Consider the following 13,965-nt stretch of genomic DNA (forward strand, 5'->3'; position numbering starts at 1 on the left):
AATTCTGCAAAAGGAGTGCAAATATATAGTAAAAATCTTATTCACTAAATAATCAGGCAGCAAAAAAACATCTTTTTTGTAACTTTGAATCCAATTTAAATTATACTAAATGCAAGACATATCGGCATATATCAGTGAAAACAAGGATCGTTTTATAACTGAACTTATTGAACTCTTAAAAATTCCTTCTATTAGTGCAGACCCAGCCTACTCAAAAGATGTAGTAAAAACCGCTGAAGAAGTAAAAAACAGTCTTGTTGCTGCCGGTTGTGACACTGTTGAAATTTGTGAAACAGCTGGATATCCTATTGTTTATGCTGAAAAACTAATTGATCCAAATTTACCAACGATTCTCGTTTACGGACATTATGATGTACAACCGCCAGATCCAATAGAATTATGGGACTCACCCCCTTTTGAGCCTGTTATTAAAAAAACAGCAATACACCCAAACGGGGCTATTTTCGCCCGTGGAGCTTGTGATGACAAAGGGCAGATGTATATGCATGTTAAGGCTTTTGAATATATGATTAAGTCTAATAATTTGCCTTGTAATGTTAAATTTATGATTGAAGGTGAAGAAGAGGTTGGTAGTGACAACCTCGGACTTTTCGTTGCAGCGAATCGTGAGAAACTAGCCAATGATATTATTTTAATTTCAGATACTAGTATGATTGCAAATGACGTGCCTAGTATCAGTACTGGTCTTCGTGGTTTAAGCTATGTTGAAGTTGAAGTTACTGGCCCTAATAAAGATTTACACAGTGGTGTTTATGGTGGCGCCGTAGCGAATCCAATAAACATTCTTGCAAAGATGATTGCTTCTTTACAAGATGACCAAAATAGAATTACCATTCCTGGATTTTACGACAAAGTTCAAGACTTGTCAGATGTTGAACGAACAAAAATGGCCGAAGCTCCTTTTACATTAGATGCCTATAAAAAAGATTTGGATATCGATGCAGTTTATGGTGAGGAAGGATATACAACTAACGAGCGAAATTCAATTAGACCTACCCTTGACGTCAATGGTATTTGGGGTGGCTATATTGGCGAAGGTGCTAAAACTGTTTTACCAAGTAAAGCTTTTGCTAAAATTTCGATGCGATTGGTACCTAACCAAGATTGGGAAGAAATTACCGAACTTTTCACCAAACATTTTCTTTCTATTGCGCCAAAAGGAGTGCGTGTGAAAGTTACTCCGCATCATGGCGGACAAGGTTATGTTACACCTATTGACAGTGTAGGTTACGCTGCAGCTGAAAAGGCGTATGAAAAAACATTTAATAAAAAACCACTTCCGCAAAGAGGCGGGGGCAGTATTCCTATTGTAGCGCTATTTGAAGAAGAATTAAAAAGCAAAACAATATTAATGGGCTTTGGTTTGGATAGTGATGTAATTCACTCACCAAATGAACATTTCGGAATTTGGAATTACTTGAAAGGAATTGAGACTATACCTTATTTCTATATGTATTTCACAGAAATGTCTAAGAGCTAAGTACTAGAATTAGGAGTTTTATTTAAGGGATTACATAATTAAAACTCCTAACTATCTTATATTTTCTTAACGTACTTCGTAATAATTACAATTTGAGTAGGCCCAACTTTACCTTCTATAAATTCGGCATTTTCGCGATCTAAAGAAATTCTACGAACTGCAGTACCTTGCTTTGCAACCATACTGCTTCCTTTTACCTTAAGATCTTTGATTAAAACTACACTATCGCCATTTTCTAAAATAACACCATTAACATCGCGATGAATAATCTTTTCACTTTCATCAACACCTTCTCCAGTTTCTTTTGCCCATACTAGTGTATCATCTTCAAGGTAAAGCATATCCAACAAATCTTTGGGCCAACCTTCTGCTTTCAATCGAGAAAGCATGCGCCAAGCAATTACTTTAACCGCCTCGTGTTCACTCCACATGCTATCATTTAAACACCGCCAATGGTTTGCATCTGTGGTATCAGGATCTTCTATTTGACCAATGCAAGTAGAACAGCCTAAAAGACTACCATCTAAACCGCCTGTTGATTTCGGTTGCACTTCATAAACTTCTAAATTATCAGTAGCCGCACAAAGCTCACAAACATTGCCGCTTCTTTTTTGTAAATCTTCTAACAAACTCATTGATTACTATTTTGAGGGTATAAACTTATGGCTTTCTTAGTAATCATATCTATTGATATGTAGCAAATTTTATTGGATCGCACTATTATCCGGATTATTTCGTTCTTAAATGACTGTAAATAACCTACTTCCCATGTCAATTTCAGAACAAAAAACATCATTATTTTTTAAGCTAAGTATTTCCATAACCGTATTCGGAGCACTTCTAAAATATTTATCATGGCCTTTGATAATATTAGGAGGCGTAGGAATGGTTATTTTTCATGGTATTCAATTTTTTCAAAAACAAAAAAGACTACCCTTGGATTATGCTAGATACATACTAGTAGTTGTGTTTTTATGTAATTATTTATTTAGCATTTTTCAGTTACCATACGCCAATATACTTAGTTTAATAACCAAGGTTTCCCTTATTGTTTTTCTCCTTCTTTATATCAAAAAAATAGTATCGGCCAGCCAAGAAAACACAGATAGAAATCAATTATTATCCAATTATAGCACGGAAGACCTATCCTACTTATTGGCCGACTTAGCGACGGTCTATATTGTACTAGCCTCCTTATTTAAAATTTTACAGTGGGAATTTGGCATAATAAATACCAATTTTCTTTTGATAATCGGACTTATATCTGCCTTTATTTCTATTCTGACCAGTTCTAAAATTTCCAGAAAATAGGAAATTTACTATTCCAATTTACCTTCGCTTAGGTAAAACTACAGAATTTTTAACTCTACATTTGTAGAATTAAAATTTTTATTCTATGTTTGTAGAACACATTCTAACAACGTAGAAATGCAACTATCAAAATCGGAAGAAGAATTAATGAATATTTTATGGAAGCAGCAAAAGGCTTTTATGAAAGATTTGCTAGAAGCCTATCCAGTCCCAAAGCCAGCAACAACTACAATCGCGACACTATTAAAACGCATGACCGATAAAGGTTTTATAGCCTACAAAAGTTTTGGACGATCAAGAGAATATTTTCCATTGGTTAAAAAGAAAGCCTATTTTTCAAAGCACGTAAACGGACTTATTAAAAATTTCTTTGATGATTGCCCTAGCCAATTCGCTTCATTTTTTACACAAGAAACTAATCTTTCTAAAAAAGAATTAGAAGATTTAAAGCAGTTGATTGATAACGAAATAAAAAGCAAATAGCATGCTCATCTATATCTTAAAATCGGCTGCATGCCTCGCTATATTACTACTTTTCTATAAACTTTTTCTGGAAAAGATTAGTATGCATGTTTTCAAACGCTTCTATCTATTAGGTGCAATACTTTTTGCTTTTGTTGCCCCAACTGTTGTTTTTACAGAATACATTGAAGTTGCTCCAATAAACTATGATAATCTAAACGTGTCGTCAATTTCTTACAGTAATACGCCTTTAAAAGAAACACCCGAAATTGTGGGGTTTTCCACAATTTTATGGGTAGCATATAGTGTGGGAGTTCTTTTCTTTTGTATAGTATTCTTTAAAAACCTAATCCATATTTTAAAACGGATTCAACGAAATCCGAACTATCGAGAATCAAGTTTTATTCATGTTTTATTACATGAAAAACTACCACCACATAGTTTTTTAAAGTACATATTTCTCAATAAAAAGAAGTTTGAAGAAAACACAATTCCTAAGGAAGTGCTACTACACGAAGAAACGCATGCACGCGAAAAACACAGTTTAGATGTTCTTTTAATTGAAGTATTACAAGTTATCTTTTGGTTTAATCCACTTTTCTATTTCTACAAAAAAGCTATTAAACTAAATCACGAATTTTTAGCGGATCAAGCTGTTCTTAATACTAAAATTGACACTGCTACGTATCAGAATACCCTTTTATCGTTTTTGTCATCGAAAGACGATAGAAAACAACAATCAATGTTGTCGAGTGCCATCAATTATTCATCAATCAAAAAACGATTCACAATCATGAAAACAAAAACATCAAAAAAAGCTATTCTTTTTAGAAGCCTATTATTATTACCATTATTAACTGCAATGCTATACGGCTTTAGTAAAAAGGAAATTCAAGTAGCGAAAAGTACGACAGTCAAACAACAAAAACTTAAACTGCAAGAAACGGCCACGCTTGAAATGGTATTTAACTATAACCAATTAGCCAAAAAATACAATGCTGCTCCTATAAAAGATAGAGTAATACCTATTGATGATTTAAAATCCCTAGAACTGATTTATGGAAAGATGTCGCAGAGTCAAAAGCAAAGTGCACAACCTTTTCCTAAATGCGCGCAGCAAGATGCTACCAAAGAAGAAATCCAAGAATATAACACCTTAGCAAAAAAATATAATGCAATGCTCGAAGGTGACCATTTTACCATTCGCATGCCCGATGTAGAACGAATAAAAGAACTCTACAACTTAATGACAGAAACCCAACGTACTAATGCAGAGCCATTTCCCGATTTTCCAAAACCTCCTGCTATGCCTGCCCCTCCAATACCTCCTAATACTGTAAAAGAAGTAGCGTCAGAAATTAAAAACGCACATGATACATTGTCAGTTCAGGAGTTAGTTATTTCAGAACAATTCTTTCAAACTGATTTTCCGGCTGCTCCGAACTTAGCATTTAGAAAAAGTGACAAACCCTTATCAAATAAAGTTCAGAAAGCCATTAACACCTTTGTAAAACAGAAAAAAAAGTATCACGAATTAATTGACAAGCAACTCAAGACCAAAAAAGTAGATGAAACTAAAATTGAAACTAGCTACAATAAACTTTTAGAAGCTTATGACGACTATAAAGTGCAAGCAATTGAAGAAGGTGTTTTTGCACAGGCATCACCAGCCTTTGGTAAAAAGATAAAACTACAGTCGCCCAAAACTCCTACTAAATCTCCTAAACCACCAACTACTAAAAGTTTAAGTGATAAAGCATTCGCCAAAAAGCAAATTGAAGCAATTGTAGAAAATCAGGATCCTTATGACAATGTATTCATGCGTATTGATTCTAAAACCAATAAACTTAGTTCAAATATAAATAGTCCCAATGCTCCACCAAAACCGCAAACACCCCCCAAGGCGAAAAGCTACGTTAATATACCGGCAACACCCGAACAAACGACTAATCTATTACGTGAAGAACTGAAATATAATAGAACTAATGGTAATATTATTGCTGTAGAAACTATAGGTGATGAGTTTTATATCAATATCCCACCTCCTCCAACTCCACCTAACCCATTAGATTTAGCCATTGAACTGGCAAAAAAAGATGCCACCTTCTATTACAAAAAGAAGAAGATTTCTTCTGATGAAGCTATAGAAATATTAAAGAAAAATGAAGATTTAAGTATGCAAGTTTCTAAAGCTAAAAACGGAAAGCATATTGTAAAAATTGATACACATTTTTAAAATCAAAATTCCATAGAAAATCAAAAGCCTCGAAAATCGAGGCTTTTTTGTAACATTTCATTTCATCTTTAGTCTAACAAACAAAATGCTTTTGTTTCTAATCAAAACAAGTATATAAAAGCATACCAAATAAACACTTCATTTTAAATTAAATGAGGTAGCTGTTTGGGTTTCATCATTCAAAAAAATCAATATGTTACAGCAATTCTTCATTCGCTGCTCAGGAGCAGATTCTAAAATTTTAGAAACGTGTTCTGAAGGAGAACAAAACAAATTTACCGGCATTGGTGCCACTGTATTTTTCACAGCAATAATGGCCTTTATAGCTAGTTCTTATGCATTATTCACTGTTTTCGATAATATCTATTACGCTATATTCTTTGGGTTAGTTTGGGGCTTACTAATTTTTAACCTTGACCGCTTTATTGTATCCACCATTAAAAAAAGAAACAGTTTTAAAAGTGAATTTTTACAAGCTAGTCCTAGAATAATCCTCGCTATAATAATTGCTATCGTTATTTCAACACCGTTAGAAATGAAGCTCTTTGAAAAGGAAATTAACCAAGTACTTTTAGAACAGAAAAATGATATGACTTTAGCCAATAAACAGCAAGTGGCTTTACAATACACTCCTGCTATTGAAAAGTTAAATCAAGATATTGCTACATTAAAATCGGAAATTACTATAAAAGAAAACGAAACGAATGCACTGTATGATACCTATATTTTGGAGGCAGAAGGTAAAGCTGGCACTATGTTATTAGGTAAAGGTCCAGTTTATGAAGAAAAGAGAGAGAAACATGATGCAGCACTTAAAGATCTAAGCATCCTAAAAGAATCTAACACGAACAAAATAGCATTACTTGAATCTGAAATTACTTCATTGAATATCGAATATGCCGAGGTTGTAAAAGGTTCGCAGCCAACAATTGATGGTTTCGACGGACTTATGTCTCGTGTAAATGCCCTAGATAAATTACCTTGGATACCATCATTTTTTATCTTCCTTTTATTCTTAGCCATAGAAACTTCCCCGATTATTGCGAAATTACTAGCACCAAAAGGAGAGTATGATTTAAAGCTTGACGATGAGGAAAGTACCATAGCAAACTGGATATCACAAAAAGTAGCCCAACGTGAAAAAATACTATCCACAGACACGACTCTAAACGATAAAATATATTCTGAATTATCTGAAGAAGAAGTAGTATATGCCTATAAAAAACAAAAGACTATAGCGCTAATGCAAAAACAAGCGGATGCTTTTTATGATATTCAAGTTAAAAGTTTGTAAATCAGAAAAAATCTATTCTTCAAGAGTTTTGAGAAACTCATTGATTTTTCGAAGGCATTTTTTGAAATCTTCGTCAAGCGCCATATCACCAACATGTAATTGCTCTTCATAATACTCAGAAAATGCAAAAGCATGATTCATACCTAATACGCTGAATTTAAATTTAATCTTATGTACCACTTCTGCAGCAGCTCTAGGTTCATCTTTTTTGATATGATATAAGTAATTACCTAGTTGCCAAGTAAATTCCTTTTTGAGAATAGCGATAAACTTACGTTCGAAATCAAAATCAGTACCTCCAAGATGGATTACATAATCCATATTGGGGAATTCTTCTATATATTTCACGGTATCCTCCATTACTATCAGCAGCTTTTTTTAATGCCCAAATCTAAAAATTAAAGCACTAAAACCTCTATAATCAAAAGTAAGAATATTACTACCTAAATTAGTATTTATGTTGTGAAATGATCAAATTAGTACGGTTAAAAGCCAAACTTTGTTGTTAAGTCATTTGCTGTACTACTGTCTTTAATCCAATCAATTATTAGAATTAAAATTTTATTCTTCCTTTTTTTCAATTAAAACAATCCAATCTTGTGAATTTCCAGTATCTGGCGGACTGCCCATACTTTGCTCAGAACCTGCTACCATTGACGCTACAGAGCCTTTTTGAAAATCACCTCCGTTTAACGGGTCATACCATTTTATAGAAAAAACACCTTCAACACCTGTTAAATTAATGGTATATTCCTCTGAATCAGGAATATATACTGCGTAAAATTCACCTGACTTTTTTAAACAATAGGCTTCCTTGGAATTAATCAAAGTTGGTTCTGGTGTCATTTCCCAATACGGAATATGGTTGTTAAAGAAATTAAGTCCAATATCTGTAATTTCCCACAATCTATCTCTAGTTCGCCAATCTTCAGTATTTAAGTCGTGATATTTATTATTCGCTCCAAAATACCACTCCACTCCAGCAGCACCCGACAATAAAGATCCCCATAAAACATAACGCCTTAAAGAATCGTGATTACCATCTAAAGAATCTGAACGAGCTCCCGTATGCCACATACCAATTTCATCCATTGTAATCATCCAGTCATGTCCTGCCTCATGAGCTTTTTGCTTCCATTCTGTAACAACCTCTGCTACGCCCTCTCGTTTATCAACTTGTAATGAAATTCCATCCAAATCTTTAAACCCAACAATAGAATCCAAAATATCGCCTCTAGCTGGTTCGTGAGAATGCGTATGTAACAATACAGGATGATCAAAAGGATCTATTTTCTTGATAAAACTAGTCATGGCTCTTCGCTGTGCATCATATTGCGAAATAGGTGTAAATTCTGCAAAACCATTCTCTTCTCCCAAATTAAAATTCATTCCTAAATGGTGCCCAAATCGAGCTACTAGTTCTTGTAAATACAATTGCCGCATAGGTCCTGTATCACCATTATCAAGCATGGTTTCATTTTCTGTTTCTTGTAGCACCATATGCAATAAAATTCCCTTGGCTTGCATGTATTCAAAAACTACTTCCCACTGCGCTAACTTACTTACATCAAACCTGGTAAAATCATCTGGACGTACATAAGGCCATACATCTTTACCATCACCATTTATGTTATTGACTAAAAAATAGACAACGTTCATATTTTTTGAAGCCAAATAGTTTAAGGCACCTATTAAACCTTTTCCTTTGCCATTTTTCCATGTTGGATTTCCCGTTTTCCAATCTTTTAAATGAGGTTCATAACGGTGTAAGGTGTCATTCGTTTTTGCCTCACCATCAGCACTGGAGCTCTGCATCCGATAGGTGCCATCAAAATCTTCATATCCCAACAAATTCTCAGGGCTATCGGCACCACCTTTTATCCAATATTTACCAGAATCTTTAAATCGAAAATATTCATTATCATTAACCAACCTTCCGTTAGCTCTAAAATCTTTTCCTGTTTTATCCGAAGCAATGACCTTAAAATCACCTGTATTATTGGTTATGGATAATGTTTCACCAGCAATACTGGTATCGCTTAATGCTATAGAATCTCCTTTTTCTAATTTCGCAGAATATGTCCAATCACCCTTCTCTTCTGGATTAAAACGAACGCGCCAAACCTTTCCAGAATTAGCACTTGACTCAGCAGCATTACCATCAGCAGCATAAAAACCACGAAGGTTATATTCACCATTCTCACTTTTAAAATTAACTGTTAATCTATAATTCAAAAAAGGATTGTCATCAGCATCTTCAGAAGTTTCTGGTCCTTCAAAATCCAAAGTTATCGTATGGTATTGTGGATACTCAACTACATCAACTTTCTTATTCTCTGTTTTACAGGATAATGCAGTCAGTAAGAAAATGATATAAAGTCGCTTTAAAATATGCATGTTTTAAAAATTATAAGATTAATTGCCACCTATGCGCTGAAACAATGCTGAAAAAAGCTTCCTTGCATCTGTTTTAAATTTAGGCATTTCTGTTACTTCAATACTATTATTTAACTCACTGATTTGATACGTAAATGCAAATTTCTCTTCATCCTTATTAAGACTCATCAACCCAAATCTTAAATCATTAAAAAACAAAGCTCCATCTTTTTCTGTAATGGTATACCAGCCTTCTGTAATAGCGACTAGTCTTTTAATTTTATCATTATCTTTTAGTCTTCCTAGTAATTCATGATTTTTAGGATAGGATGTAAACTCAATTTCTTTAGAGTCGAAAAAAGAATAATTTCCTATTAAATACGAATCACTGGTATCGATATTTGCTGTCCATAAAATTGTATTAAATGGTGTAGGGCGTGTGTCCATTGCATTATATGAAATTCCCTGCTTCGCTAAACTTTTTGTAAATTTTTGATAGGATACTGCCTTTAAAATTAAGCTTAAAACCAAGTAAGAACTACTGAGTATTAATCCCAAGCGATTATACTTTCTTCGCTTTTCAGAAGTCCTATTTTGAGTCATGGCTAAAATAAGACAAACCAAAAAAGGAATTGTATACAATGGATCTATCACAAAAATGTTTTGAAAGGCCAACCGTATATTAAATGGCCAAAATAATTGCGTACCCCATGTAGTAAAAGCATCAAGCAATGGATGTGTAAACATTCCCCAGAAGAATAACAACGACCAATCTTTAAATGTAGCTGTCTGCTTTTTATTTAGTTTCCATACCAACCAACCAAAAACAGGAGCAAATAAAATTGAAAAGAAAACTGAATGACTAAATCCTCTATGCCATTCGATTGCCGTTACTGTATCTGCAAAAAAACGGGTTAACACATCTAAATCTGGAATAGTGCCGGCCACAGCTCCCCATAACATAGCTCTATTACCAATTTTTTTACCCAGTACGGCTTCACCTACCGCAGCGCCTAGTACAATTTGAGTTAACGAATCCATATAATATTATGGTGTATTATTCTACAATTTGCATCTTCTTTAATAAAAAAGAAGCGTTCATATTCTGACAAATTCCTTCTTTAAACTTATAATCGAAATGAAGTTCATTATCAATAATTTCTGCATCGAAATAATGGTTCTCAATCTGTGGAAGCTCCTCTACCACCTCACACAAACTTAAATCGTGCGTTGCAATAATTCCGGTAGATTTCGATTTCACTAAACGTTCAACAAACTTGCGTGACCCTTTTGCTTTATCGGTACTATTCGTCCCTTTTAATATTTCATCTAAAATGATGAAGTACCTATCGGTCTGAATTTCATCAACAATATATTTTAAACGTTTTAACTCAGAAAAAAAGTAAGATTCATCATCTGTTAATGAATCTGTAGTTCGCATACTCGTAATTAACTTAATAGGCGCATAATTAACCTCTTTTGCAAAAACTGGCAAACCTACATTAGCCATCATAATCTGTAGCGACACGGTACGTAAAAAAGTACTTTTACCTGCCATATTTGCTCCAGTGATAATAAAAAACTGTTCATTATCAATATGAAAATCATTCAACACACATTTCTTTGGATCTAACAATGGGTGACCCGTTTCCTTTGAATGAAGAACAATATTTTCTTTGGATAATTTTGGAAACGTATAAGCGGGATGATTGAATGAAAAATTGGCCAAACTATTATAAGCATCAAAAAAAGCAATAGTCTCAAACCAACCTTCAACGGCATTACCATTCGCTGCTATCCACTTTTCTACATGAAATACATGTGTAATCGACCGAAGAAAAAAACCATTGGCAACTATTGCGTACAACCAGTTGTTATTCTTATCTAAACTATTGAGTTGGTTCGAAAATTGCTTAATTACCGCCGAAGTTTTTTTACCATCATCCAATATTTGTTTTTTCTTGGCAACTAATAAATCTGACTTAAAATCGTAGTCTTCAATCTGTAACAGCAATTCGTTATACTGCTGAAAAGTGCTCTGAATTTTAGATGCAAAATCTGCTAAACTCATGATTTTTTTCATAAAAGCAGCGGATATTCCTATTCCTATGAACAACCATATTATTAATGCAGATTCCGGTAAATAATCAAAAAAATACAATAAGAAAACAGCAATAGATGCCGCAGAAAAAAGCATCGGAAACCATTGCATAATTTTTGGAATAAATGCTTCGTATCCATTTAACCAATCGACTATTTTTTTGGTCCCTGTTTCTGTCTTGGTTAAGGATGCCGTAGCTGAAAAGTCCTGTCTCCATTCTGGCATTTTAGAAAGTTCAGCGATTGCTTCTTGTTTTTCTAAAATACCATCTATAACATTCGCTTTAAAAATATTGGACAACGTTATTGCTCCTTGTTCCAAACCCGTTCTGTTAACATATTGAAAAAAAGAACCCCTACCGAAAAGATCTATATCTTGACTAAAATAATGCAATGGATCTTTAAATTGATTACCAGCTGGTAAATCATGAAAATCGCGATTTAAAACTTTAATTTCTGTTTCATTTATGATCTTCAACGCTTTTGTTTTATCCCTTTTATGTTGAATATCTGAATGTCGCGACACCAAAAAAAGAAAAGCTATTATCGTTACCAAAAGTATACCTACAATCCATTTGGTCTCACCTGAGAAAAAATATAGTGCAAACCCAGCAACACAAAATATCACTAAGCGAATCATACTCGAAGCAAATAAAAGTTGTTTAAACTTTTCTAAAGCTTCTGAATGTTTTTCAATTTGATTTTGATAAAAGGAAATTAAATCCTGCATTCGTAATTCTATATTTTTAGGATAAATAATACTAATCTAAGTTGTCCAGTTCGGCGCGCAATTTCTTGGTAATTTTTGCCACTACCAAATCATACGAATGGTCTATTAATTCCTTTATAAGTTGAGGCGGTATATTTTGAATAATAAGTGTATTCCAATGAATTTTACTCATGTGATACCCAGGAATAATATTGCCATCATAGGTTTCACGAAGTTCAATAGCTCGCTCCGGGTCGCATTTTAAATTTACTTGAGGTGGTAGTCTTTGCAAACCGGTTAATGCAAACATTTTCCCCATTACTTTAAAGACTAAAGTATGCTCGTCAAAAGGAAGTTCTTCCGTAACTCCTTTCTTATTTATACAATATGCTCTAAATTCTTCAATGTTCATTTTAGTTCTTTTCGAAAGTCTCCAAATTAGACCAATGGTATCGTGTTTTAGTAATTTCCCGATCTCCTATATCAAAATCATTAATCGTTTCAATAGCTTTACCACCTGCTCGCTCATAAAATTTAATAGCTCGACTATTTTGTGCGAGTACCCACAAATACATTGATTGCACCACATCACTATTTACCATTTCATGAATTACTTTACGAATCAATTCTTCTCCTATTCCTTGTCCAGAATAATCAGAATTTACATGTAAATTATCTATCAATGTTCCGTAGGTAGTATCATTATCAAAGTATGCACATACAAAGCCCACTAATATATCTCCATCTGAGACAATAAAAACTAGTTGATTTTCTACTTGGTTTTTAAGACGCCCCTTCCATACTGCTTGTCGCTCTACAACAACTTCATTATCTAAAAAATTATCACTAAAAACTCCACGATAATTTTGTTGCCAACTTAAAGCGTGGAGCGCTGCAATAGCATCTGCGTCTTCATATCCCGCTATTTTATATGTCAACATTATTTAAATACTCTTAGAGTCGTAAACAATTACCTTAGACCACAGGGCACTTGACTCTTCTATAAACACCTTATGTGGCTCCTCATCCTGATATGCCTGTTGTGCTTCGGCAGATTCGAAAGTAACTATTAACGAATAGGTAAAAGATCCATCCACAACATCACGACTAGCTTTTGGCGGTTTACCAATAAAGCTGGTTTTAGCGTAAGCTGAATTATCTAAAAATTTCTGTAAAGAAACTTCAAAGGTTTTTTGGTCTTCGGCACTATCTGGATTATGAAACCAGAAATAAACGGTGTGCGCATAATTAGGGTCAAATTCTCTCATGTCATCTTTTGTTTGACTATAGCCTGTAAAGGTCAATGTTAATACTAGTAAAGTTGTTATTGTTTTCATATATATTGTCGTTTATTTTTCTAAAAGTTCTTTTTGCTTATCAGTTAATTCAATAGAAGAATAATCGAGTTTCCACCCAATGGTTTCCACTATTTTCTCAATTAACAGTACCGTTTGCAAAGCCTCTTTCCTAGCCGTCTCCATTAGTCCACTCTCCGGAATTTTTTCGAGTATATGTTTTTTAGCCTCCGCATTTAAACTGGTTAAATCATTAGGGGTAAAAGAATTAAACAGGCCGTTTTTTATATCGTAGAAATCTAATTCTGGTTCTACAGACAACACTTCTGGTTGCGGAAAATTTGTAAGTATAATTTTTTTCTTTCCTTCATCGGCATGCATTAAAATCTTTTTTAAATCATAACCAATTTGGGCCTTGGCCTTAATAACAATAAGTGCCTTCTTCTTGCTCACCACCAAGCTCATAAAATGCTCTTTAGTATTCTCGTACTTATAAATTTCAGCAAAATCTCCTTCTACTGAAATCAACTTACAAACACTTTTAATCCGCTCTAACAACACAGTAGATTGATGTGTTGTTAATTCTTTACGTTGCTTTTTTCTAAAAAATGAGTACACCCAATAGGTGGCGATTGCACCTAAAATTAACCCTAGAAAGACTTCTAAAATACCATCCATGAT

The 13,965-nt window shown here is 33.8% G+C and carries 14 protein-coding genes; 5 read left to right on the top strand and 9 right to left on the bottom strand.

Annotation, left to right across the window (positions count from 1 at the left end):
• Window positions 1-109 precede the first annotated feature (109 nt).
• Window positions 110-1,501 (top strand): dipeptidase, encoded by a 1,392-nt coding sequence (locus ABJF52_RS03980; RefSeq protein ID WP_348146608.1) that lies wholly within the window; start codon window positions 110-112, stop codon window positions 1,499-1,501.
• A 56-nt stretch (window positions 1,502-1,557) separates the two neighbouring features.
• On the opposite strand, the gene ABJF52_RS03985 is transcribed toward ABJF52_RS03980, so the two are convergent.
• On the bottom strand, window positions 1,558-2,136 hold the full coding sequence (locus ABJF52_RS03985; protein ID WP_348146611.1) for a PhnA domain-containing protein: 579 nt from the start codon (window positions 2,134-2,136) through the stop codon (window positions 1,558-1,560).
• A 133-nt stretch (window positions 2,137-2,269) separates the two neighbouring features.
• Between ABJF52_RS03985 and ABJF52_RS03990 the strand changes: the two genes are divergently transcribed.
• The 4 genes from ABJF52_RS03990 (at window position 2,270) to ABJF52_RS04005 (ending at window position 6,804) form a co-directional block, all read left to right on the top strand.
• Window positions 2,270-2,812, top strand: a complete 543-nt coding sequence (locus ABJF52_RS03990) for a hypothetical protein (protein ID WP_348146614.1) — start codon at window positions 2,270-2,272, stop codon at window positions 2,810-2,812.
• Window positions 2,813-2,929: 117 nt separating this feature from the next.
• Window positions 2,930-3,295, top strand: coding sequence for a BlaI/MecI/CopY family transcriptional regulator (locus tag ABJF52_RS03995; RefSeq protein WP_348146617.1), 366 nt, complete (start codon window positions 2,930-2,932; stop codon window positions 3,293-3,295).
• A gap of 1 nt (window position 3,296) precedes the next feature.
• Window positions 3,297-5,510, top strand: a complete 2,214-nt coding sequence (locus tag ABJF52_RS04000; RefSeq protein WP_348146620.1) for a M56 family metallopeptidase — start codon at window positions 3,297-3,299, stop codon at window positions 5,508-5,510.
• 193 nt (window positions 5,511-5,703) lie between these two features.
• Entirely contained in the window at window positions 5,704-6,804 is a 1,101-nt protein-coding gene (locus ABJF52_RS04005; protein ID WP_348146623.1) for a DUF4407 domain-containing protein, read from the top strand.
• Between the two features lie 12 nt (window positions 6,805-6,816).
• On the opposite strand, the gene ABJF52_RS04010 is transcribed toward ABJF52_RS04005, so the two are convergent.
• From ABJF52_RS04010 to ABJF52_RS04045, 8 genes are all read right to left on the bottom strand, one after another.
• A complete protein-coding gene (locus tag ABJF52_RS04010) occupies window positions 6,817-7,164 on the bottom strand; it encodes an Hpt domain-containing protein (protein WP_348146626.1) in 348 nt (115 codons plus the stop codon).
• A gap of 201 nt (window positions 7,165-7,365) precedes the next feature.
• Window positions 7,366-9,201, bottom strand: a complete 1,836-nt coding sequence (locus ABJF52_RS04015; RefSeq protein WP_348146629.1) for a DUF5060 domain-containing protein — start codon at window positions 9,199-9,201, stop codon at window positions 7,366-7,368.
• Between the two features lie 18 nt (window positions 9,202-9,219).
• On the bottom strand, window positions 9,220-10,221 hold the full coding sequence (locus ABJF52_RS04020) for a metal-dependent hydrolase (RefSeq protein ID WP_348146632.1): 1,002 nt from the start codon (window positions 10,219-10,221) through the stop codon (window positions 9,220-9,222).
• Window positions 10,222-10,237: 16 nt separating this feature from the next.
• Window positions 10,238-12,010 (bottom strand): DNA mismatch repair protein MutS, encoded by a 1,773-nt coding sequence (locus ABJF52_RS04025; RefSeq protein ID WP_348146635.1) that lies wholly within the window; start codon window positions 12,008-12,010, stop codon window positions 10,238-10,240.
• 31 nt (window positions 12,011-12,041) lie between these two features.
• Complete coding sequence (locus ABJF52_RS04030; RefSeq protein WP_348146637.1) at window positions 12,042-12,401, bottom strand: MmcQ/YjbR family DNA-binding protein; 360 nt, start codon at window positions 12,399-12,401, stop codon at window positions 12,042-12,044.
• Window position 12,402: 1 nt separating this feature from the next.
• Window positions 12,403-12,930, bottom strand: a complete 528-nt coding sequence (locus tag ABJF52_RS04035) for a GNAT family N-acetyltransferase (protein ID WP_348146640.1) — start codon at window positions 12,928-12,930, stop codon at window positions 12,403-12,405.
• 3 nt (window positions 12,931-12,933) lie between these two features.
• Complete coding sequence (locus tag ABJF52_RS04040; protein ID WP_348146642.1) at window positions 12,934-13,326, bottom strand: Dabb family protein; 393 nt, start codon at window positions 13,324-13,326, stop codon at window positions 12,934-12,936.
• A gap of 12 nt (window positions 13,327-13,338) precedes the next feature.
• Complete coding sequence (locus ABJF52_RS04045; RefSeq protein WP_348146645.1) at window positions 13,339-13,962, bottom strand: DUF4230 domain-containing protein; 624 nt, start codon at window positions 13,960-13,962, stop codon at window positions 13,339-13,341.
• Between the last annotated feature and the right edge of the window lie 3 nt (window positions 13,963-13,965).

It is taken from the genome of Aurantibacter sp. (genome assembly GCF_039941195.1).
Lineage (GTDB): Bacteria > Bacteroidota > Bacteroidia > Flavobacteriales > Flavobacteriaceae > Aurantibacter_A.